Consider the following 20,122-nt stretch of genomic DNA (forward strand, 5'->3'; position numbering starts at 1 on the left):
AACTGCTGAATAGCACAACGGCAAACGCCAGCCACACGGCAACCGGGGAAACCCTGAAAAGCCAATCGTCAGATTGTCAGGTTCCGAGCAACCCGCTTTTCAGATCGCGGTCGACCGGGCTGTTGCCGATGAAGATGCTGAGCACAGCCTGGTAGAAATCTTCGCCGGGGATGGCTTTGGTGCGCGCCACGCCATTGATGCTGATGGTGGTGCCGGCATCGGGCGCGTAGTCGAAGTTGATGGTGTCGCCGCGCTTGGTGGAGCCAATCTGGCGCATCGCGTCTTCCAACTGCGTCAGACGGTTGGCCAGCCTCTGCAACTGAATTTCCGTCTGGTTGCGGTGGATGCCGTCGTTCAGCGCGTGGATGAACGTATCGGCGCCCACATCGCGCAGCGGGTGGATCTGCAGCCGCTTCGGCCCCTTCATGCCGAGGATGACCGCCGCGTTCTTCGCACGCTCGGGCAGGTACAAGCCGGCGACATAGCCCTTGATGACAAATACTGAACGCAGGCCCGTGCCGTTGAGCAGCAGTTCGTGGCCGGCCACGCGTGCGGCGTCATCGAATGGCACGCCCTCGACGTTCACCGTTGCCCATGCCGGGCTCGCGCACGCAGCGCAGAGCATCGCGCCTATGACACCGCCACGCCACGCACGTGCCATCCAGGATGAGCGGGCACGCACAGCAACTTGCAAGGCGCGACGGAGATGAACAAGAGCGGAAAACATCGAAGTGGGCGGTTTGAGATTAAGCCGCCATTTTCCCGATATTTTATTTGTAAACAATTAGTGTCTGCCCTGATGCGCAAGCGTTTGCGTACTAGGCGGTATAAGGCCCTGCTGACGTCAGCCTTAAGCGGTATTCACAGGTTTGTGTTAGACGCGCGTTGTTTTGTTTTTAAAACAATCGGTAGGCCACTTGAAAAACTAGATTAAGAGCGCGTCACAATGTTCATGCGTGGGTGTGATCAACCGCAGGAAGTGCTCACGTCATTGGGCGAGCGCCCATGCGACGTGTTCGCGCACGAGGGCCGAGGTGTCATCTGCGCGCGCGAGGAGGGCGGCTGTCAGTTGCGTGCGCGTGGCATCCGAGAGCGGGCCGCGCAGCGCGTTACCAATCGCCACGGCAATGTTGCGCAGCCAGCGCTCGTGGCCGATGCGGCGGATCGGACTGCCTTCCAACCGCTGGTTGAATTCTGCGTCGGTCCAGTTGAACAGCTCAGCTAACGTGGCCGCATCCAACCCATTGCGCACGTCAAAGTCGGACAGGTTGGCCGGCACTGCAAACTTATTCCACGGACAGATGAGCTGGCAGTCGTCGCAGCCGTAGACGCGGTTGCCCATCGCCGCGCGCAGCTCAACCGGAATGCTGCCCTTGTGCTCGATGGTCAGGTATGAAATGCAACGGCGTGCGTCGACCGTGTATGGCGCGACGATGGCCTGCGTGGGGCAGACGTCGATGCAGCGCGTGCAGTTGCCGCAGTGAGGCTCCACGGGCGGATCAACGGGAAACGGCAAATCGACGAGGATTTCACCGAGGAAGAACATCGAGCCCGCATCGCGGTCCAGCAGCAGCGTGTGTTTGCCGCGCCAGCCCAAGCCGCCGTTGGTGGCCAGTGCCACTTCCAGCACCGGTGCTGAATCGGTGAATACGCGAAAGCCGTACGGCCCGACAGCGCCGGCAATCTTCTCTGCCAGCTTCTGCAGGCGCTGGCGCAGTACCTTGTGATAGTCGCGGCCGCGTGCATAGAGCGAGACGGTGGCGTCTTCCGGGCGGCGCAGGCGGTCCCACTCGACGGCACGCCAGTCGCTGCCGGCCATTCGCGGATTATCCAGATGTGGCAGATACGGCATCCGCGCGACGATGGCGCGTACCGTTCCGGCAACAAGTTCGGCCGGGCGTGCGCGGAGCATGCCATGGTTCGCCATATAATCCATGTCACCGTGAAACCCCTGCGCAAGCCATGTCTGAAGCCCTTCTTCAGCATGCGACAGGTCGACGTCGGCGATGCCGACCGCATCGAAACCGAGTTCGGCGCCCCAGGAGCGAATCTGCGCCACAAGCGCGTGCATGCCGGCCGCATCGGCTGGCAAGCGTGCATCCAGGTTCGTTTCTGGTGATGACGTGGGGGTGGCGGACATGCCCAAATTGTACGCAATGCCCACCGTGCTTCCTGCTGACGCGCCTTCTGGTTTGACCCCTCCGCTCGCTGAGCGCACGCTTTCGCTCGTCGATGAAGCGGCCACGTCGGCGTTTGGCGCGGCGCTCGCGCAGGCGGTGCTGGCGCTGGGCCCGCGACCTGTGCAGGTGCAACTTTCGGGCGATCTGGGCGCGGGTAAGACGACGCTCTCGCGCGCCATCCTGCGCGGCCTCGGACATACCGGGCGCGTGCGCAGTCCCACCTATACGCTGGTCGAGCCGTACGACGTTGCCGGAACTACGGGCGCGCAAAAGGTCTATCACTTCGACCTGTACCGCTTTGCCGATCCCGAAGAGTGGACTGATGCCGGGTTCCGCGATTGCTTTGCCGAACCTGCGCTGTGCCTGGTCGAATGGCCCGAGAAAGCCCAGGCGCTGCTTGGCGCGCCTGATCTGCACATCGCTTTATCGGTTGACGTTGTGCACGAAACCTATGATGACGGCGTTGAGCATGCACCGCGCGCCGCACATCTGACCGCGCGCACGCAGACCGGCCTTCAACTTCTACAGTCGTTGCAACACCTGTTCCCATGCTGATCAAGCATCTGCCGACCGACCAACCGGATGATCCCAACCTGCCGAGCCAGGCACGCCGCCAATGGCTCACGCGCATGGCGAAGGCCGGCGCAGGCACGGTCATTCTGAGCCTGGTGGGCCCGCAGATTGCGCGCGGGGCCAATATCGTCGCCGTGCGCGTGTGGCCCGCCGAGGACTACACGCGCGTGACCATCGAATCAGACGTCGCGCTCAAGGCTACGCATCAGCTCATCAAGGATCCGGATCGCCTGATGGTCGACATCGACGGGCTCGACCTGAACCCGACGTTGCGCGAACTGGTCGCCAAGATTGCGCCGAACGATCCGTACATCCGCCAGGTGCGCGTGGGTCAGAACCGGCCGAGCGTCGTGCGTCTGGTGTTCGATCTGAAGGAAAGCGTCAACCCGCAGGTGTTCACGCTGCTGCCGATTGCCGGCTATCGCAACCGGCTGGTGTTCGATCTGTACCCGACCAACCCGCCTGACCCGCTGATGCAGCTCGTGCAGGCCACCGAGGGCAAGCAGGAACGCTTTGCTGCGTCAGGCGGCACGCCGATGCCAGAACCGTCGGATGACGACGATCCGATCGCCGCGCTGGCACGCCGCAACAGCGGCGGCAGCCCGACCAAGACGCCGATCGAAGAGCCGCAGCCCCCGGCGCTTGCCAACCGCACGCCGCCGCGCAGGACACCGCCGGCGACCTCTGCGCACCCTCCGTCGACGCTTGCCAACGCGCCCAACACGCCGCCGCTGGAGATCGTTCCCGAGCAACCGGTGCCACGCGCGCTGTCGAACGGCCCGCGCATGCGTCGCCTGCTCACGGTCGCCATCGACCCGGGTCATGGCGGCGAAGACCCAGGCGCCACGGGCGGTGCCGGCACGCACGAGAAAGACGTGGTGCTGTCGATCGCCCGCATGCTCAAGGCCAAGATCGACGCCCAGCCCAACATGCGCGCCATGATGACGCGCGATTCCGATTACTTCGTTCCGCTGGGCGTGCGTGTGCAGAAGGCACGCCGCGTGCAGGCGGATCTGTTCGTCTCCATCCATGCCGATGCGTTTCTCTCGCCGGAGGCGCGCGGGGCATCGGTGTTCGTGCTGTCCGATCGAGGCGCCTCGAGCGCGCAGGCCAAGTGGCTCGCCAATAAGGAAAACGCTGCGGACATGATCGGCGGGGCGAATCTTGGCTCGAAAGACGCGCAGGTCACGCGCGTGCTGCTGGACTTGTCGACCACCGCGCAGATTACCGACAGCATGAAGGTCGGCAGGGCGGTGCTGGACCAGATTGGCGGCATCAACCGGCTGCACAAGGGGCAGGTCGAGCAGGCGGGCTTTGCGGTGCTCAAGGCGCCGGACATTCCGTCGATCCTGGTCGAGACGGCGTTCATCTCCAACCCGGAAGAAGAGGCCAAGCTCAACGATCTGGGCCACCAGAACCAGCTTGCCGACGCCATCCTGCGCGGCATTCGGGCCTACTTTGCCAAGAACCCGCCGTTGTCGCGCAACCCGGGCGTCTGAGGCATGACGACGCTCGTGCTGCGCGAAGGCGGTGCGTCTGACGCCAGCACCATCGCCGACATCCACGCGCGAAGCTGGCAGAGCGCATATCGCGGGCTCGGCATCCTGTCCGATGCGTATCTCGACGACGTGGCCAACGTAGAGATGCAGGCCAAGTGGCATGAACGCATGTCTACACCCGTGGCTGGGCAATGCGTGTGGTGTGCCGAGCTGGACGGCGAAACCATTGGTTTTCTCTGCACCCTGCGTGAAGACGGCACGCCTTGGGGTGCGCTCGTCGACAACCTGCATCTGCTGCCGGCGTCACGCGGCCACGGTGTCGGCAAGCGCCTGATGGGCGAAGCGGCACGTTGGACTGCAGCCCAGGGCATCACACAGTTGCATCTGCTGGTGTACGAGGCGAACACTGCCGCGATCGGCTTCTACGAAGCGCTGGGCGGTGTGCCGGTCAGCCGTAATTGGCTGGAGACGGCCGACGGCGGGCACGCTTGGGTGCGCACCTACCATTGGCCGGAAGGGGAACTAGCGAGCTTGATGAGCTTGCGCTGATCAAGCCGGGCGGCTGGCCGGTGCGCCCGCACTGGCTTCCGAGTTGGCAACGCGATCCGCATACTTACGCGCCAGCGTCGAGCACACGATCAACTGCAACTGGTGATAGATCATCAACGGCAGCACGATGAGGCCGAGCGCGGGGTTGCCGGCAAACAGGATCTTCGCCATCGGCACGCCGTTCGCCAGGCTTTTCTTCGAGCCGCAGAACACGGCAGTGATTTCGTCGGCCAAGTTGAAACCCGCGCGCCGTGACAGCCATGTCGTCGCACCCAGCACGACGAACAGCAACGCGCCGCTCATGACGGCCACCGCCACGATGGTCTCCCACGGATACTTCGACCACACACCCGCGTGCGTCGAATCGGCAAACGAGTTGAACACGATCAGCAGGATCACCGCGCGGTCGACCTTGTTGATGATCGGCTTGTGCTTATTGATGAAGCCGCCGATGACCGGGCGCAGCAACTGGCCCAGCACGAACGGCAGCAGCAGTTGTTCGGCCACGCCCAGCAGCGCCTTGCCGACCGAGAGGTCCGCGCCCGAGGCCTGGATCACGAAGCTCATCAGTAGCGGCGTGGCAATCATGCCGATCAGCCCCGAGATGGTCGCGTTGAAGATGGCGGCCGGCACGTTGCCCTTGGCCATCGCTGTCATCGCCACCGAAGACGACACCGTGGACGGCAGCGCGCACAGATAGAACACGCCCAACAGCAGCTCAGCCGGAATGAACGGCTTGCAGACAAACAGGATGACCGCGCCAATCAGCGGGAACAGGATGAATGTGCAGCTTTGCACGAACAAATGCAGGCGCCAGTTGCGCGCGCCTTCCACGATTTTCTCGCGCGAGAGCGCCGCGCCGTGCAGGAAGAACACCAGCGACACGCCGACGATGGTGACGATGTCCAGCCGCAGCGGACCGTCGCTCGCGCCAAGCGCGGGGAAGAACAGGGCCAGCGCGACCATTACCAGCATGGCGCGAATGAACCCATCGATATGGGACAACAACGGAGACAGAAGCGGAATCTTCATGTGCGTGCGCAGTCACCGTTACGTGAGGGCGCGGGTTGGATGGCGGGATAGGCGCTATTGCACAACATCCCTATCTAGAATACAAATGCATTGATCGAATCAATTCATACGTCGTCAGCATGAATGTGACCCTGCGCCAATTGCGCGTCTTTCTTGCGGTGGCACGTGCGCACAGCTTCAGTCGCGCGGGCGACACCATCGGCCTGACGCAGCCGGCTGTGAGCCGCTCGATCTCGGAGCTGGAAGGCGAACTGGGCCTGAAGCTGCTCGATCGCACTACCCGCGAAGTCGTGCTGACGGAAGTGGGGCGTTCGCTAGCCACGGCGCTCGACCGCCTCGTCGCTGATCTGGACGACACGCTGCAACAGGCGCGCCAGGTGGGCGAGCAACGGCGGGGGCGCGTGGTGGTGGCGTCCAGCCCGACCGTGTCGACACGTCTGATGCCGGTGTACGTGGCGGAGTGCGCGGTGCGCTATCCGGATATCCGCATGATTGTGCGGGACTCGGTGCAGGTCGACACGCTGCAATTGATCCGCACGGGCGGGGCAGATTTCGGTGTGGTGGTGGAGCCGCTCGATACCGAAGGCCTATGGACCGAGCCACTGTTGATCGATCCGTTCTGCCTCGTCTGTCGCAAGGATCACCCATTCGCGCAACGCAGCAGCGTGCGCTGGAAAGATCTGCATCGCACGGCGGTTGTCCTGCTCGACCATGCTTCGGGCAGTCGCCCGCTCATCGACCGCATCTTCCTGCGCCACGGCGTTCAACCTGACGTCGCGCAGGAGATGGGTCACAGCAGCGCCGTGTTTGGCATGGTGGAAGCGGGCATCGGCGCGGGCGTGGTGCCGTCGCTGTCGTTGCCGCTACCGTCTTCGTCGCCATTGGTGGCGGTGCCGCTGTCGCCGAAGGAAACGCGTGCCATCGTGCTGGCGCGGCGGCATGATCGCTCGCTCTCGCCGGCGGCCGAGGCGGCGTGGCAGATGATTCGCCGGATGGCGCTGCCAGCCACCTCGTGACCTGACCGCAGCGATTATTTGGGCTGCATGCGGATGGCGCCATCCAGGCGGATGGTTTCGCCATTGAGCATCGGGTTCTCGACGATCGCGCGCGCGAGCTGCGCATACTCCGCCGGCTTACCGAGGCGCGGCGGGAACGGCACCATCTTGCCCAGCGCGTCCTGCACTTCGGCCGGCATCCCAAGCAGCATCGGCGTCTCGAAAATGCCCGGTGCAATCGTCATCACGCGGATGCCGTCGCGCGAGAGGTCACGTGCAATCGCTAGCGTCATCGCCACCACGCCGCCCTTGGACGCCGCGTAGGCCGCCTGTCCAATCTGCCCGTCAAACGCCGCGACCGATGCCGTGTTGATGATCACGCCGCGCTCGCCGCCGGCGTTGGGCGTGTTACCGGCCATGGCCGTTGCGGCCAAGCGGATCATGTTGAACGTGCCAATCAGATTGATGTTGATCACGCGTGCAAACTGGTCCAGCGGATGCGGGCCCGTCTTGCCCACCGTGCGCGATGCCGTGGCAATACCTGCGCAGTTCACCAGCCCGCGCAGCGTGCCCAGCGATGTGGCGGCCTCCACAACGGCTTGCCCGTCCGCTTCCGACGTGACGTCGCAGCGCACGAAGCGGCCGCCCAGTTCTTGCGCCAGCGCGGTGCCAGCGGCCTCGTTCAGGTCTGCAATCACCACCTTGCCACCGGCTTCCGCCAACGTGCGAGCCGTGCCTGCACCCAGTCCCGACGCGCCGCCGGTGACGATGAATACCTGATCGCGAATCTCCATGCCGTGTCTCCTCGTTTGTGGATTGCGAGTTACTTGACGTTTACGTCAACGTCATATGGTAGCGCGAAGCGGCCAGCGATCGCGCAAAAAAAAAAAGCGCCTCATGATCGAGGCGCCTTTTTCCTGGCGGGTATTTGTGAGGTGCGCTTAGTCCTGCAGGGCACCGAACACGCGGGCCGTGATTTCGTCCACGTTGCCCATGCCGCTGATCTTGCGGTACTTCGGCGCCGCAATCTTGGCGGCACCATTGCCGTTGGCGGCCCACTGCGAGTAGTAATCCACCAGCGGACGCGTCTGATTCTCATACACGTCCAGGCGCTTGCGCACGGTCTCTTCCTTGTCGTCGTCGCGCTGGATGAGCGGTTCGCCGGTTTCGTCGTCCACGCCTTCGGTCTTGGGCGGGTTGTACTTGACGTGGTACGTGCGGCCGGATGCCACGTGCACGCGGCGGCCGCTCATGCGCTCGATGATGGCGTCGAACGGCACGTCGATTTCCAGCACGTAGTCGATTGCCACGGCGGCATCTTTCATGGCTTCCGCTTGCGGAATGGTGCGCGGGAAACCGTCGAACAGGTAGCCGTTCTTGCAGTCGGGTTGTTGCAGGCGGTCTTTAACGAGGCCGATGATGATGTCATCCGACACCAGGCCGCCGGCATCCATCACCTTCTTTGCTTCAATACCCAGCGGGGTACCTGCCTTGACAGCCGCGCGCAGCATGTCGCCGGTGGAGATCTGCGGAATGCCGAACTTTTCGCAGATGAATTTGGCTTGCGTACCTTTGCCGGCGCCGGGCGCGCCCAACAGAATCAACCGCATGGTGACGAGTTCCTCAAGTTTTCGAATCCTGTCGCGCTGTCAGGCTGTATAAAGCGCGTTGGGAATCGGTCCGAGAGGGCGGATTCCCAATACGCCTGGTGATCAAGCCATGGCGACGCAATCGACGCAAACAGGCAGCCTAGCGGGCGAAGTTGACGCCAGCCTTACCGGACTCTGGGGAATCAGGCGTCCGCCGGACGGCGGCACCCATGGCTCGATTTGTCTCCCTGTCGCCGCTGTGGCGCCTGCGTGGGCGCCGTCATGCGGCTTGTCGTCCTCGCGATTATGCCATGGCGGGGCCGGGGTTTTGGCAGCCCCGCGCGCAAAGTTCAGAGAAATCGCGGCTTCAGGGGCCGTCCTGGGCCAGGAGTTCGCCCCAGGCAGCGCGCACGCGTGCGAGGTCTTCGGGGGTGTCGACACCGGCGGCGGGAGCGTCATCGGTGGTCAGCACGGCAATGCGTTCGCCGTGCCACATGGCGCGCAGCTGCTCCAACTGCTCGGTTTGCTCGATGGGGGCGGCGGCCAATTGCGGGAAGCGGCGCAGGAATCCGGCGCGGTACGCGTAGATGCCGATATGGCGCAGCACGGGCATGGCCGGCAGCGGGCGCTCCGCAGCGGACTGCGCCATGACGGCGGGTGTCCAGGTGTCGCGCGCCCAGGGCAGCGGCGCGCGCGAGAACAGCAGCGCGCGCTCGGCAGCGTCCAGCACGACCTTGACGACGTTCGGATTGAAGACGTCGGCGGGGTCGTGGATCGGGTGGGCAGCGGTGGCGATGGCGCAGTCGGGGTGATCGCGCAGGTGCGCGGCCACGTTGTCGATCAGCGTCGGCGCGATCAGTGGTTCGTCGCCTTGCACGTTGACGACGATGGCGTCGTCGGGCAGACCCAGCACGGTGGCCACTTCGGCCAGACGGTCGGTGCCGGAGGCGTGGTCGGTGCGCGTGAGCACGGCTTCCACGTGATGCTGCATGCAGGCATCCGCGACCGACGCTGCATCGGTGGCGACCACCACGCGCGCGGCCGACGACTGATGCGCGCGTTCAGCCACGCGCACCACCATCGGCTTGCCGTCGATATCGGCCAGCGGTTTGTTGGGCAGCCGCGTGGACGCCAGCCGCGCGGGAATGACAGCGATGAACGGCGCGTGCGACATGGCGGCGACCTTCGTATCAGGCCGGGTCGACCGGCGTGCCTTCCACGGTCTGGCGCGCTTCGTCAGCCAGCATGACCGGGATGCCGTCGCGGATGGGGTAGGCCAGCTTGTCGACGTGGCAGATGAGTTCGTTGTTGGCGCGGTCGTGTTGCAGCGCGCCCTTGCACAACGGGCAGACGAGGATTTCCAGCAGGCGATTGTCCATGGCGGTAGAGGCTCCGTGGCGGCCGCTCAAGGTGGAGGGCGGCGCGCCGGTACAGCGGAAGGGTGGCGTTATTGTGCGCTTGCCTTGAGCGTTGCGCGATCGGCCAGGGCGCGCACGCGCTGGCAGACCTGTTCGACCAGCGCCGCGTCGACCACCGGTGTGGTCGGCACCACCCAGATGCGCGGGTCGTCGAGATGGCCGCATTTTACGGCATCCTTTTCGGTGATCAGGATGACCTCGGCGTGGCTGTCGGTGAACGGGTTGTCGGCGAAATCGTAGTGGTCGGGCAGCGGCAGCGTGCTCGGCTTGAGGCCGGCGGCACGCAGCGAAGCGAAGAAGCGCTCGGGGTTGCCGATGCCGGCCGCGGCCAGCAATTGCCCGCCTTCGACGCGTGCGAACTGGGCCAGCGGGCGGCGCAGCGCCGGGTCGGCCAGGTTGTAGGCGTCCTGCAGCTCGAGGTGCATGCCGAAGACGTCCGGGCGGTCGGGCGTGGCGCGGTAGTTCGGATCGTTGATGAGCGTGGCGTCACGGCGGCGCGTCATCGGTTCGCGCAACGGGCCGGCGGGCAGCAGGAAGCCGTTGCCGCCCATGCGCGTGTCGAACACGATGATTTCGATATCGCGGCGCAGGCGGTAGTGCTGCAAGCCGTCGTCGCAGACGATCACGTTGCAGCCCGGGTGCGAGGCCAGCAGCGTCTGCGCGCATAGCACGCGATCAGGGAAGACCCACACCGGCAGATCGGTGGCGCGTGCGATGAGCAGCGGTTCATCGCCGACGTCTTCTGCGCGGGAGTGTTCGCGCACAGGGCGCGGATGCTTCAGTTGCGCACCGTAGCCGCGCGAGACGATGCCTGGCCGCAGGCCGGCTTCAGCCAGCGCCGACGCCAGCGCAATCACGGCGGGCGTCTTGCCGGCTCCGCCCACCGTCACGTTGCCGATCACCACCACCGGCATCGGCAGCCGCACCGAGCGCAGCACGCCCGTGCGGAACAGCAGCCGGCGCAGGGCGCTCACTCCACCAAACAGCCACGACAGCGGCCACATCACCCACGCAAACCAGCCGCGTAACTGCCATTGGCGGGTGACGAAGCTGGCGAGACGGTGCTGGGCGACGGGCATGCGTGATGGTGGTTGAGAAGCGGTCTCTTAGCGGGCGTTGCCGGTTTGCGTGGCGAAGGTCAGGTGCGACAGACCGGCCACACGTGCGGCTTCCATGACATTGACCACCGCCTGGTGCGCGGCCTGCGCATCGGCGTTGACGATGACGATGGGCTCGGGGCCGCCGGCCTTGCCCGCGGCATTGCGCAGCGCATCGGCCAGGCTGGTGACATCGCGCGTGTCGAGCACTTGCTTGTCGACAGAGTAGACGCCGTTGGCAGTGACGGACACGACGATCTGGCCCGGGCGCTCGGTGGCTTTTTCAGCCTCGGCGGTGGGTAGGTTGACCTTCAGTTCGGTGTAGCGGGAATACGTGGTCGTGATCATCAGGAAGATGAGAATCACGAGCAGCACGTCGATCAGCGGGATCAGGTTGATCTCCGGCTCTTCGCGGGCACGGCGCGGGCGGAAGCGCATGGCTGTTTCCAGTAGGGCGTTGCCCGGATCAGCCGCGCCGCGGCGGCAGGATCGCGTCGAGGTACGTGGTGGAGAGATGCTCCAGCTCGACCACGTAGTTATCGACCACGCCACGGAAGTAGCGCCAGAAGATCAGCGTCGGGATGGCCACCACCAAGCCCAGCGCGGTGTTGTACAGCGCGACCGAGATGCCGTGCGCCAGCGCTTGCGGGTTCGTGCCCGCGGCGGTCTGGCTGCCGAAGATCTCGATCATGCCGACCACCGTGCCGAACAGGCCCATCAGCGGCGCCACCGACGCAATCGTGCCGAGCGCGTTCAGATAGCGCTCCAGGCGGTGCGCCACGTTCTGGCCGGCTTCCTCCACCACTTCCTTGGCGGCATCGCGCGTGGTGTTCGGATGCAGCACCACATGGCGCAGCGCGGCGGCCAGCAGCCGGCCCAGCGGCGAGCCCTGTTCCAGCGTGTTCACCACTTCTGGAGTGGCGCGGCGCTGATGCGCGACGGCCAGCGCCTCGTCATACACCTTGGGCGGAATGATCTTCTTGCGTTGCAAGGCGACGAAGCGTTCGATGATGAGCGCGAGTGCGAGCACCGAGGCGATCAATAGCGGCCAGATCGGCCAGCCGGCGGCTTGAATGATGGAAAACACTGGACAACCCGTTTTGTCGTTGTGGAAGGAGTGTGATTCTGTTCTGGTTTGCTGCTTGTGCCGTCCGCGTCCCCGAACGCTGTCCGTTGCGGCAAAAACAGGCAGCACTCTAGCGCGTCGGACCTGCCACGGCAACACGATGGCGCGGCATCGCGACAGCCGCAGTCGATGGTCAACGCGCTGTCACGAAAGATGCTGACCGCACAATCCACAGCCGCGCGGGACAGTCTTGTGGACGGGTTGTGGACATTGCCCGAACAAGCAAACTAAGTGCTTGATGCGAAAGGGAGTTCGGGGCGGTGCTTAAAAAATATGCAAACGGCATTTTGGGGGTCAATCCATGAACAAGCGCTTTCGGATCCGGTAAAACGCCGAGTAATCCCCACGCCTGCGGGACAGTTGTGTGGATGGGTTGTGGACATTGCCTCAACAAGTACGTTAAGTGCTTGATCCAAAAGGAAGTCCAATGATGTGCTCAAAAATGAAGCAACCGGGGTTTTTGCGTGGATCCGGAGAAAAACGAGGGGGCGCCTCGAAAAAGCGCGAGGAAATCCACACCCACACGGGACAGTCTTGTGGACGGGCTGTGGACATTGCCCGGACAAGCACCTTAAGTGACTGATTCAAAAGGGTGTTCGAGGCTTCGCTTAAAAAATGTGCAGCGGGGTTTCACCCGAAAAAATGGGGATACCCGGCCCGAACGTGTGAGAATCGACGGCCGATTTATCCACTGCCCAGGCGTCACACCCCGGTTTTCCAGCGCCGCTGTGGATAACTTTGTGAACATCCTTGGGGCGCCTGCGCTAAATGCTTGACGCAGAACGAAATTACTTGCGCTGCTGAAATTTTGACATGGGTGGATTTTTCATAAGAATCAAGGGGTTGCGTCAAAATGCAGAGAGCGAGTCACCTGGCCTCTGTCAAGCTTGACAAGCAAGTTATGCTGTGGACAGGTAGCCCGCTCAGCGTGTATTGCCTCCCCTATTCAAGGTAGAAGTCGCCCCAAAGCCTCATTGTTTTGCGCTCCCCGCACCACTTATGACCCCGCCGCCGTCTTCCCGCCGCCCATTCTGGATGGATGCCACCGCACCCACGCCAGCATCCCCCCCTGAGATGTCGGCCGCACCAGCCGCTGTGTCTGCGCCGAGTCGGGGCTCGCAGGATGTGCTCACCGTCAGCGACGTCAACCGCCGCATTGCGGGGCTGCTTGAACGCAACTTTCCGCTGGGTTGGGTGCGCGGCGAGATTTCGAACTTCACGCGTGCAGCCAGCGGACATTGGTATTTCTCACTCAAGGATGCGGGCGCGCAGATTCGCTGCGTGATGTTCAAGGGCCGCAACCAGTACGCCGATTTCACCCCGCGCGAAGGCGAGGCCGTCGAGGTGCGTGCGTTGGTCACGCTGTACGAAGCGCGCGGCGAACTGCAATTGAGCGTTGAAGCCATCCGCCGGGCCGGCCTGGGAAATCTGTACGAGGCTTTCCTGCGGCTGAAAGCCGCGCTGGAGGCGCAAGGCTTGTTCGAAGCCGACCGCAAACGCCCCTTGCCGCGGCATCCGCGTGCGATTGGCGTGGTGACGTCGCTGCAGGCGGCGGCCTTGCGCGACGTGCTGACCACGCTGCGCCGGCGCGCTCCGCATGTGCCGGTGGTGGTCTATCCCGTGCCGGTGCAGGGCGCCGGTGCGTCGGAGCGCATCGCGGCCATGCTGGAACGGGTCAATGCCCGGGCAGAGGTCGACGTCATCATTCTGTGCCGGGGCGGGGGCAGCATTGAAGACCTGTGGGCCTTCAACGAAGAGCCGGTGGCGCGCGCGGTGGCCGCATCGGAAATTCCCATCGTGGCGGGCGTCGGGCATGAAACAGATGTGACTATCGTCGACTTTGTGGCCGACGTGCGGGCACCCACGCCAACCGCGGCCGCCGAACTCGTCAGCCCCGATCGTGCCCGCATGCTGCGCGATGTGGAGCGCGACTGGGATGCGCTCTCCGCACAGTTCCGCCGCCAGCTCGATCGCCGCGCGCAGACCGTCGATTGGCTCGCGCGCCGCCTGCGCAGCCCGCAGGCGCAGATGCGCGAACGCCGCACGCAACTCGCCCATCTGGAAGGCCGCCTGCGCTTTGCCCTGACCGGCCGCGTGCAGCGCGCGGAACACCTGCAGCGTCTGCTGACAATGCGCCTGGCCGCAGCGCGCCCCGACGCCACGCGAGAGCGCGCGCGCCTCCAGCAAGCCGAAGCGACGCTGGCACGCGTCATGCGGGACAGGCTGGCTCGCGCGCAGGAGCGTCTGGCCCGCCAGCACAGCGGGCTGGAACTGCTGGCGCCCCAGCGCACGCTGGAGCGTGGTTATGCGGTACTGCTCGATGCCAAGGGCCATGCGATTCGGGATCCGAACGCACTGCATGCCCGGGCACATATCGAGGCCCGGCTGGCGCTAGGCACGGCCGATATCGAAATCGCCCGGGTGCAACCGAAGCTCGAACTGTGACCAGCGCATGACCTTATCGCGGCAACGGTCGCGATTCCGCACGCGTTTAGCGGGTATTCCGACTATTTGGCATGCGGTTTGCGCCGGTTTTGCAAGTCTCCTACAATCGTCGCTCCCAACCTGTACAACCCACAGAAGGCAAGAACAATGGAACACACGCTCCCCCCGCTGCCGTACGCCCAAGACGCTCTGGCGCCGCACATCTCCAAGGAAACGCTGGAGTTCCACTACGGCAAGCACCACCAGACCTACGTCACGAACCTGAACAACCTGATCAAGGACACCGAGTTCGAGAACCTGAGCCTCGAAGACATCGTCAAGAAGTCGTCGGGTGGCGTGTTCAACAACGCTGCACAGGTCTGGAACCACACGTTCTACTGGAACGGCCTGAAGCCGCAAGGCGGTGGCGCTCCGACCGGCGCGCTGGCTGACGCCATCAACGCCAAGTGGGGCAGCTTCGACAAGTTCAAGGAAGAGTTCACCAAGACGGCCATCGGCACGTTCGGTTCGGGCTGGGCCTGGCTGGTGAAGAAGGCCGACGGCTCGCTGGATCTGGTGTCGACCTCGAACGCCGCCACGCCGCTGACGACCGACGCGAAGCCGCTGCTGACCTGCGACGTGTGGGAACACGCTTACTACATCGACTACCGCAACGCCCGTCCGAAGTACGTCGAGGCGTTCTGGAACCTGGTCAACTGGGACTTCGTTGCCAAGAACTTCGCCTAAGGCGAACCGCTCCGGCGACCCAAGAAAAAACCTCCGTACAAGCGGAGGTTTTTTTATGCGCGCGCGCTGCCGAGCATGTCGTGCAATTCGTGGCTCATCATCGCCAGAAAGACGACGAGCCCAATGTAGTACACCGTGTAGGTCAGGCGCGATTCGTTCGAGATGCTGTAATACGCGCGGTTTTCCGGCGCATGCGGGTCGTAACGCCAAGCCTTCATCAACTGCGGCACGGCCAGCACCGCAATCAGGATCAGGATCGGACTTGGCCGGCAGATGAACAGCGCCACCAGCACCGGTACCCCCAGAAACCAGATGCGCGGCGACAGCACCGCCGTGATGCGTCCGCCGTCAAACGGCGAGAGCGGGATCAGGTTGAACAGGTTGAGGAAGCAGCCGGCGTAGGCCAGCGCCAGCAGCAACTGGCTGTCGGTGTAGCGCGCAATTCCGTAGCACAGCATGGCGCCCACCGTGCCCGCCACGGGGCCTGCCAGGCCGATGTGGGCTTCGGTTTCGACATCCATCGGCTGTTCTTTCAGATCGATCCACGCGCCCACGAACGGGATGAAGGTGGGCGCCCCCACCGCCAGCCCGCGTTGGCGTGCCGCCATGAAGTGGCCCATCTCGTGGATGAACAGCAGCACCACGAAGCCCACCGCATAGCGCCAGCCGAACACGAAGGCATATGCGGCCACCGACAGCAGCATCGTGCCGCCGGTGGTCAGCAGCTTGCCGAACTTCAGCCCGGAAAACAGCAGAATCAGCAGCTTGGCCACGGCTTATGCGCTCGGCTTGCGCTTGAAGAACTTGGCCAGGGCCGCGCCAAAGCCCGCCACCGCCAGGATGGCCACCTTTGCAAACTTGGCCAGGAACGCGGCCATCACGGCAAACAGGCCCAGCTTCTTGGCGGCGATGCCACCCACCAGCGCGGCCAACCCGTACTCGGCCACCTTGTCGGTCTTCGAGTTGAAATCGGTGTAGCGCTTGCCATCTTTGAAATCGAGATCGGCGAGTAGCTTTTGCACGGCGGGTTTGTCAGCGTCGACGTGGTTGCGGCCGGTGATCAGGTTCAGGCTGATATAGCCGTCGCGGCCCAGTGCGTACGTGTTGTAGTTGACCGCGCCCGGATCGTCGGCCGGCTGGCCTTTGGAGCGCGCAGCCATCGACCAGATGAGGCGGTGTGTGGCGGCGTCATAGTGCGGACGCTCGACCCAGCCCTGGATTTCCAGTGCGGGGATGCCGCGCTTCTCGCGCTCTTCGTTGGCAGCGGCGGTGCCTTCCTTGAGCGATTTGTACAGATCGTCGACGTTCCAGTCGCGGGCGTCGTCATCCTTGATGTAGCCCGAGGCTTCGTACTTGGCGACGACCATCCATTCGTCATCGTCGCTGGTGGGCATGACCAGGCCGAGCATGTCGGGGTTGTTGCTGTTGCCCATGGCGTGCATGAGCTGCCCGGCAGCCGGCTGCGGAATGAAGACCTCGTCCTTGCCGATCTTGAGCGTGGCCTGGTCACGCAGTTCGATCGACGTGGGGCCGACCTTCGCAGCCGCCTTGGCTGCAGCCCAGGCCTGCTTCATTTCCTGTTGCGGATCGCTGGCCTGTTGCGCGTGGGCTGCGGTAGCACCCATCGCTCCCATCGCACCCAGCACCGCCGCGCAGGCGAGCGCGCCCGCCCAGACGCGCAACGCGCCCTGAAACCCCTTTCCCATGTGCTTCTCCCGAAGATTTTCTTGTGTGTTGATTGGCTCGATTCTTCTGATGCTTTGGCCGCCGCCAGGCGGTCTGCAAGCTGGGCCGAAGCATAGCGGGAGCGGGGAGTTGAGCTGTTAATGGGCGTTAATGAAGCCGTGTGGATTACGGTTGAAGGCCCATCTGCCGCAGCAGCGTCTGGTTGTCTTCCAGGTGCCAGTTTTCGGCGATCTTGCCGTCGGCAATCCGATACAGGTCGAAGGCCTGGAAGTCGATCGGCTGGTTCTGCCCGTGCGTGCGGCCGAACTCGCCGGTGAAGTGTCCGCGAAAGCGCAGGTGAACCGAGACGCGGTCGTCGGCAACGACCATGTCTTCAATCTCCACGCGCATGTCGGGCACCGCTGTGCGGAACGCCTTGGATGCATCGAGCGGGCCTTGCGCACCCTGCACGCGGCCAGCGGGCAATGTGCGATCGACAAACGCAGGCGACAGCGCTTCCGTGGCATAGCGCGCATCGCCGGTATGCCAGAAGGTGGCGTAGCGACGTGCGGCCAGCACGGCGGCTGCGGCCTGCGGCGTGTCGGGCGCGGCGACGTGATCCGCGCGAATGAGATCAGCATCGGAGGTTGACGCAATGGCTGCGGGTGCCATTGCGAGGGCGGGCAGCGTCAGCACGGCGGCGGCGAGCAGGGCGGGGCGGATAAGCATGGTGGACTCCGTAGGTGGTGAAGCGCTGCACTGTAGATTTCCAATCACAGACGATAAAGGGCTTGTGAGTCGATCTGGTTTCAATCCAGATTTGATGATCGGTCGCCATGCCGGTCGCCTGCGCGAACGCAATGCCGCGCACGTGATAGTCGGTATCGCGCGCCATACGGCGTTCAAATGGTCCGCGCCGCGCCGGGTTTTTCTAGACTGGCCCTTCATCGAACAGACGCATAAAAACAAGGGAGGGGACGGTGGATCTGAGCCACATCCTGTCGCGCACGGAGCGCGGCACGCAGGAGTTGCAAGCGCGCAGTGGGCACGTCACGCATCGGCAGCGGGCGATCCTGCTGCTGATCAATGGCGAACGCTGCGCGGCGGACATCCTGGCGCAATTGAGCAGCGCCGGCCCCGACATTGACGACCGCGCCGAAGACCTCGCGCGTCTGATCGCCGAGGGTTATGTCGCAAGCCGCGCGCCAATCAAGGTTGTGCCCGGGCCCAAGCCGCCGCTCCAGTCGGCGGCTGCCAAGCCATTCGCACCGCGCCATGTGCGGCAGGCCTCGATTGCCGATTGGCGCTTGAGCCAGGCCGGCGCGTTCTCGGCCTTGCAGCGCTATCTGGCCGAAGGTCCGGAAGCGCCGATCGACTTCCTCAATGGCTTGGCCGCGCCGCTCTACACCGCGCTAACGACGTGCCGCAGCGAGGCTTCCGCCCACGCCGTCGTTGCGTTTCTGGAAGCGCGCCTGGACGAGGAGGCCTGGCATGTGACGGAGACGTCCTAGGTGTAAATACCGAATTCGTGATTAATTCCCGCTAAATGGGAATGTCGCGTTGATGTATTGAGAAAATCGTCGCATTCTCCGTCGCAACATCACTCGACGGAGTTTCGCGATGACCGAGCCGGGCCTGGCACCTTCACCAGCACAATCCGCTGCCGCTACCAGCGGTTCGGACCGCGTGCTCATGGTGCTCGCCACCATCGCGCGCCACGGCCGCCCGGTTGCCGCGCGCGAGCTGGTCGAACTGACCGGCCTGCCGCAGAGCACGCTGTACCGTCAGGTCGCAATGCTCAAGCGCTGGGGCTTCGTGCTCGAGTCGGCGGGCACCTATGCCCCGGGGCCGATCAGCCTGCAGCTCGCGCTGGGTTTCGACCACGCTTCGCACCTCGTGCAGGAAGCGCGCATCGGCATGGCCAAACTTGTGGCCGAGTCGGGCGAATCGGTGGGGCTGGTCGTGGCCGTCAAGGATCAGGCCGTCTGCCTGGAAATGGTCGAGAGCCAGCAGTCGCTGCGCTGCTCATTCGAGAAAGGCCGCGGCGTGCCTCTGCTGGCCGGCGCCTCCGCCAAGTCGTTGCTCGCCTTCATGCCGCCCGCTGCGGCGCGCGCCATCCTCGCAGATTTGCTGACCATCGATGCCGACACCCAGGCGCAACTGCAAGCTGAACTCGCTGACATTCGCGCCGCGGGCTACGCGCTGTCCGAAGGCGAGGTCGACCCCGGTGTCTGGGGCGTGAGCGTGCCGGTATTCCGTCTGCCTGGCCACGCGCTCGGCTCCATCACGTTGATGGCGCCTGCGACACGTGTGCGCGGCAAGGAGCAACGCCTGATCGACATGACCGTTGCGGCGGCCGCCTCCATTTCTGCTCGGCTGCAGGACATCTGAATTTTTAACTTTTCCGATTCTTTTTCTCACCCCACATGCATCACACAAGGAGACCACTCATGGGGAATCGTCGTCACTTCATGCATTCGATGCTGGCTGGTGCCGTGGCGTTGTCCGCTGCGGCGTCCTTCGCAACCGCTGCGCACGCTGCAGGGGAGCCGCTGCGCGTCGCCACCGACGCCACGTTCGCGCCGATGGAGTTTGTCGAAAACGGCAAGCGCACCGGCTTTGATGTGGACCTGATCGACGCGCTGGCCCGCACTATGGGCCGTCCGGTCGAATGGACGGACATCGACTTCAAGGGCCTCGTGCCGGGCCTGATCTCGCGCCGCTTCGACGTGGCCATCTCGGGCATCTACATCACGGAAGAGCGCAAGAAGGTGGTGGATTTCACGGTGCCGTACTACCACGGCGGCCTGGTCGCGCTGGTCAAGCAAGGCAACACGGCCATCAAGACGCCGGCTGACCTGAACGGCAAGAAGGTGAGCGTGCAGGTGGGTACCAAGTCGGTCAACTACCTGCGCGAGAACTACCCGAAGGTCGAGCGCGTGGAAGTCGAGAAGAACAACGAGATGTTCAACCTCGTTGAGATCGGCCGCGCCGATGCCGCAGTCACGGGCCGCCCCGCTGCCGCGTACTACGTGAAGGCACGCCCTGGTCTGCGTCTGGTTGAGCCGGCACTCACCACCGAGGAATACGGCATCGCCGTGCGCCGTGATCAGCCTGAACTGACCAAGGCACTGAACGCCGCGCTGGAGAAGATCAAGGCCGACGGCACGTACGACCAGATCGTCAAGAAGTGGTTTGGCGCCGCCGCCAAGTAACGACCGGACACGC

Annotated in this window: 22 protein-coding genes; 9 read left to right on the top strand and 13 right to left on the bottom strand. The window is 64.1% G+C overall.

Annotation, left to right across the window (positions count from 1 at the left end; translation table 11 throughout):
- Positions 1-76: 76 nt before the first annotated feature.
- Positions 77-727 (bottom strand): chalcone isomerase family protein, encoded by a 651-nt coding sequence (locus tag NG898_RS01285; protein WP_252690760.1) that lies wholly within the window; start codon positions 725-727, stop codon positions 77-79.
- Between the two features lie 261 nt (positions 728-988).
- Positions 989-2,140, bottom strand: a complete 1,152-nt coding sequence (gene queG, locus NG898_RS01290) for a tRNA epoxyqueuosine(34) reductase QueG (protein ID WP_252690761.1) — start codon at positions 2,138-2,140, stop codon at positions 989-991.
- A gap of 16 nt (positions 2,141-2,156) precedes the next feature.
- On the opposite strand from queG, the gene tsaE reads away from it, so the two are divergent.
- The 3 genes from tsaE to NG898_RS01305 are packed head-to-tail and all read left to right on the top strand — an operon-like array spanning position 2,157 to position 4,801.
- Entirely contained in the window at positions 2,157-2,735 is a 579-nt protein-coding gene (gene tsaE, locus NG898_RS01295; protein ID WP_252691597.1) for a tRNA (adenosine(37)-N6)-threonylcarbamoyltransferase complex ATPase subunit type 1 TsaE, read from the top strand.
- On the top strand, positions 2,729-4,252 hold the full coding sequence (locus NG898_RS01300) for an N-acetylmuramoyl-L-alanine amidase (protein WP_252690762.1): 1,524 nt from the start codon (positions 2,729-2,731) through the stop codon (positions 4,250-4,252). Before tsaE ends, NG898_RS01300 begins: the two co-directional genes overlap by 7 nt.
- A 3-nt stretch (positions 4,253-4,255) precedes the next feature.
- On the top strand, positions 4,256-4,801 hold the full coding sequence (locus NG898_RS01305; RefSeq protein ID WP_252690763.1) for a GNAT family N-acetyltransferase: 546 nt from the start codon (positions 4,256-4,258) through the stop codon (positions 4,799-4,801).
- Here the strand turns inward: NG898_RS01305 and NG898_RS01310 are convergent, their stop codons facing one another.
- Complete coding sequence (locus NG898_RS01310) at positions 4,802-5,833, bottom strand: bile acid:sodium symporter family protein (RefSeq protein ID WP_252690764.1); 1,032 nt, start codon at positions 5,831-5,833, stop codon at positions 4,802-4,804. It lies immediately after the preceding gene.
- Between the two features lie 119 nt (positions 5,834-5,952).
- Between NG898_RS01310 and NG898_RS01315 the strand changes: the two genes are divergently transcribed.
- Positions 5,953-6,849: a LysR family transcriptional regulator gene (locus NG898_RS01315; RefSeq protein WP_252690765.1), complete on the top strand. Its 897-nt coding sequence runs from the start codon at positions 5,953-5,955 to the stop codon at positions 6,847-6,849.
- 14 nt (positions 6,850-6,863) lie between these two features.
- Here the strand turns inward: NG898_RS01315 and NG898_RS01320 are convergent, their stop codons facing one another.
- The 7 genes from NG898_RS01320 to NG898_RS01350 all read right to left on the bottom strand — a co-directional run bounded on the left by NG898_RS01320 (position 6,864) and on the right by NG898_RS01350 (position 12,019).
- Positions 6,864-7,622: a 3-hydroxyacyl-CoA dehydrogenase gene (locus tag NG898_RS01320; RefSeq protein ID WP_252690766.1), complete on the bottom strand. Its 759-nt coding sequence runs from the start codon at positions 7,620-7,622 to the stop codon at positions 6,864-6,866.
- Between the two features lie 147 nt (positions 7,623-7,769).
- A complete protein-coding gene (gene adk / locus NG898_RS01325; RefSeq protein ID WP_252690767.1) occupies positions 7,770-8,438 on the bottom strand; it encodes an adenylate kinase in 669 nt (222 codons plus the stop codon).
- A 346-nt stretch (positions 8,439-8,784) separates the two neighbouring features.
- Positions 8,785-9,591, bottom strand: a complete 807-nt coding sequence (gene kdsB, locus NG898_RS01330) for a 3-deoxy-manno-octulosonate cytidylyltransferase (RefSeq protein ID WP_252690768.1) — start codon at positions 9,589-9,591, stop codon at positions 8,785-8,787.
- Between the two features lie 16 nt (positions 9,592-9,607).
- Entirely contained in the window at positions 9,608-9,796 is a 189-nt protein-coding gene (locus tag NG898_RS01335; protein WP_021195835.1) for a Trm112 family protein, read from the bottom strand.
- A gap of 68 nt (positions 9,797-9,864) precedes the next feature.
- Positions 9,865-10,914, bottom strand: a complete 1,050-nt coding sequence (gene lpxK, locus NG898_RS01340; protein ID WP_252690769.1) for a tetraacyldisaccharide 4'-kinase — start codon at positions 10,912-10,914, stop codon at positions 9,865-9,867.
- A 27-nt stretch (positions 10,915-10,941) separates the two neighbouring features.
- The gene (locus NG898_RS01345) at positions 10,942-11,370 is read right to left on the bottom strand and encodes an ExbD/TolR family protein (RefSeq protein WP_004631807.1); all 429 of its coding nucleotides are present in this window, start codon (positions 11,368-11,370) and stop codon (positions 10,942-10,944) included.
- A gap of 28 nt (positions 11,371-11,398) precedes the next feature.
- Complete coding sequence (locus NG898_RS01350; protein WP_045202714.1) at positions 11,399-12,019, bottom strand: MotA/TolQ/ExbB proton channel family protein; 621 nt, start codon at positions 12,017-12,019, stop codon at positions 11,399-11,401.
- Between the two features lie 1,074 nt (positions 12,020-13,093).
- Between NG898_RS01350 and xseA the strand changes: the two genes are divergently transcribed.
- The gene (gene xseA / locus NG898_RS01355) at positions 13,094-14,503 is read left to right on the top strand and encodes an exodeoxyribonuclease VII large subunit (protein WP_252690770.1); all 1,410 of its coding nucleotides are present in this window, start codon (positions 13,094-13,096) and stop codon (positions 14,501-14,503) included.
- Positions 14,504-14,650: 147 nt separating this feature from the next.
- Positions 14,651-15,229, top strand: coding sequence for a superoxide dismutase [Fe] (gene sodB / locus NG898_RS01360; RefSeq protein ID WP_252690771.1), 579 nt, complete (start codon positions 14,651-14,653; stop codon positions 15,227-15,229).
- A 53-nt stretch (positions 15,230-15,282) separates the two neighbouring features.
- Here the strand turns inward: sodB and NG898_RS01365 are convergent, their stop codons facing one another.
- The 3 genes from NG898_RS01365 to NG898_RS01375 all read right to left on the bottom strand — a co-directional run bounded on the left by NG898_RS01365 (position 15,283) and on the right by NG898_RS01375 (position 17,623).
- Positions 15,283-16,002, bottom strand: coding sequence for a site-2 protease family protein (locus NG898_RS01365; protein WP_252690772.1), 720 nt, complete (start codon positions 16,000-16,002; stop codon positions 15,283-15,285).
- Positions 16,003-16,005: 3 nt separating this feature from the next.
- Entirely contained in the window at positions 16,006-16,935 is a 930-nt protein-coding gene (locus NG898_RS01370; RefSeq protein ID WP_252690773.1) for a DUF2167 domain-containing protein, read from the bottom strand.
- Between the two features lie 145 nt (positions 16,936-17,080).
- On the bottom strand, positions 17,081-17,623 hold the full coding sequence (locus NG898_RS01375; protein WP_252690774.1) for an ester cyclase: 543 nt from the start codon (positions 17,621-17,623) through the stop codon (positions 17,081-17,083).
- Positions 17,624-17,874: 251 nt separating this feature from the next.
- On the opposite strand from NG898_RS01375, the gene NG898_RS01380 reads away from it, so the two are divergent.
- From NG898_RS01380 to NG898_RS01390, 3 genes are all read left to right on the top strand, one after another.
- Entirely contained in the window at positions 17,875-18,405 is a 531-nt protein-coding gene (locus NG898_RS01380) for a hypothetical protein (protein WP_252690775.1), read from the top strand.
- A 109-nt stretch (positions 18,406-18,514) separates the two neighbouring features.
- On the top strand, positions 18,515-19,285 hold the full coding sequence (locus NG898_RS01385; RefSeq protein WP_252690776.1) for an IclR family transcriptional regulator: 771 nt from the start codon (positions 18,515-18,517) through the stop codon (positions 19,283-19,285).
- Positions 19,286-19,344: 59 nt separating this feature from the next.
- On the top strand, positions 19,345-20,109 hold the full coding sequence (locus NG898_RS01390; RefSeq protein WP_252690777.1) for a glutamine ABC transporter substrate-binding protein: 765 nt from the start codon (positions 19,345-19,347) through the stop codon (positions 20,107-20,109).
- The last annotated feature ends 13 nt before the right edge of the window (positions 20,110-20,122 follow it).

The sequence above is a fragment of the Ralstonia mojiangensis genome (genome assembly GCF_023955645.1).
In the GTDB taxonomy this organism is placed as follows: Bacteria; Pseudomonadota; Gammaproteobacteria; order Burkholderiales; family Burkholderiaceae; genus Ralstonia; species Ralstonia mojiangensis.

Coding starts and splice junctions, on each gene's coding strand:
- NG898_RS01375 (WP_252690774.1), bottom strand. CDS start 17,623: ATGCTTATCCGCCCCGCCCTGCTCGCCGCCGCCGTGCTGACGCTGCCC.
- queG (WP_252690761.1), bottom strand. CDS start 2,140: ATGTCCGCCACCCCCACGTCATCACCAGAAACGAACCTGGATGCACGC.
- NG898_RS01320 (WP_252690766.1), bottom strand. CDS start 7,622: ATGGAGATTCGCGATCAGGTATTCATCGTCACCGGCGGCGCGTCGGGA.
- NG898_RS01300 (WP_252690762.1), top strand. CDS start 2,729: ATGCTGATCAAGCATCTGCCGACCGACCAACCGGATGATCCCAACCTG.
- NG898_RS01285 (WP_252690760.1), bottom strand. CDS start 727: ATGTTTTCCGCTCTTGTTCATCTCCGTCGCGCCTTGCAAGTTGCTGTG.
- xseA (WP_252690770.1), top strand. CDS start 13,094: ATGGATGCCACCGCACCCACGCCAGCATCCCCCCCTGAGATGTCGGCC.
- NG898_RS01345 (WP_004631807.1), bottom strand. CDS start 11,370: ATGCGCTTCCGCCCGCGCCGTGCCCGCGAAGAGCCGGAGATCAACCTG.
- NG898_RS01310 (WP_252690764.1), bottom strand. CDS start 5,833: ATGAAGATTCCGCTTCTGTCTCCGTTGTTGTCCCATATCGATGGGTTC.
- NG898_RS01305 (WP_252690763.1), top strand. CDS start 4,256: ATGACGACGCTCGTGCTGCGCGAAGGCGGTGCGTCTGACGCCAGCACC.
- adk (WP_252690767.1), bottom strand. CDS start 8,438: ATGCGGTTGATTCTGTTGGGCGCGCCCGGCGCCGGCAAAGGTACGCAA.
- sodB (WP_252690771.1), top strand. CDS start 14,651: ATGGAACACACGCTCCCCCCGCTGCCGTACGCCCAAGACGCTCTGGCG.
- NG898_RS01315 (WP_252690765.1), top strand. CDS start 5,953: ATGAATGTGACCCTGCGCCAATTGCGCGTCTTTCTTGCGGTGGCACGT.
- NG898_RS01370 (WP_252690773.1), bottom strand. CDS start 16,935: ATGGGAAAGGGGTTTCAGGGCGCGTTGCGCGTCTGGGCGGGCGCGCTC.
- lpxK (WP_252690769.1), bottom strand. CDS start 10,914: ATGCCCGTCGCCCAGCACCGTCTCGCCAGCTTCGTCACCCGCCAATGG.
- NG898_RS01335 (WP_021195835.1), bottom strand. CDS start 9,796: ATGGACAATCGCCTGCTGGAAATCCTCGTCTGCCCGTTGTGCAAGGGC.
- tsaE (WP_252691597.1), top strand. CDS start 2,157: ATGCCCACCGTGCTTCCTGCTGACGCGCCTTCTGGTTTGACCCCTCCG.
- NG898_RS01385 (WP_252690776.1), top strand. CDS start 18,515: ATGACCGAGCCGGGCCTGGCACCTTCACCAGCACAATCCGCTGCCGCT.
- NG898_RS01390 (WP_252690777.1), top strand. CDS start 19,345: ATGGGGAATCGTCGTCACTTCATGCATTCGATGCTGGCTGGTGCCGTG.
- kdsB (WP_252690768.1), bottom strand. CDS start 9,591: ATGTCGCACGCGCCGTTCATCGCTGTCATTCCCGCGCGGCTGGCGTCC.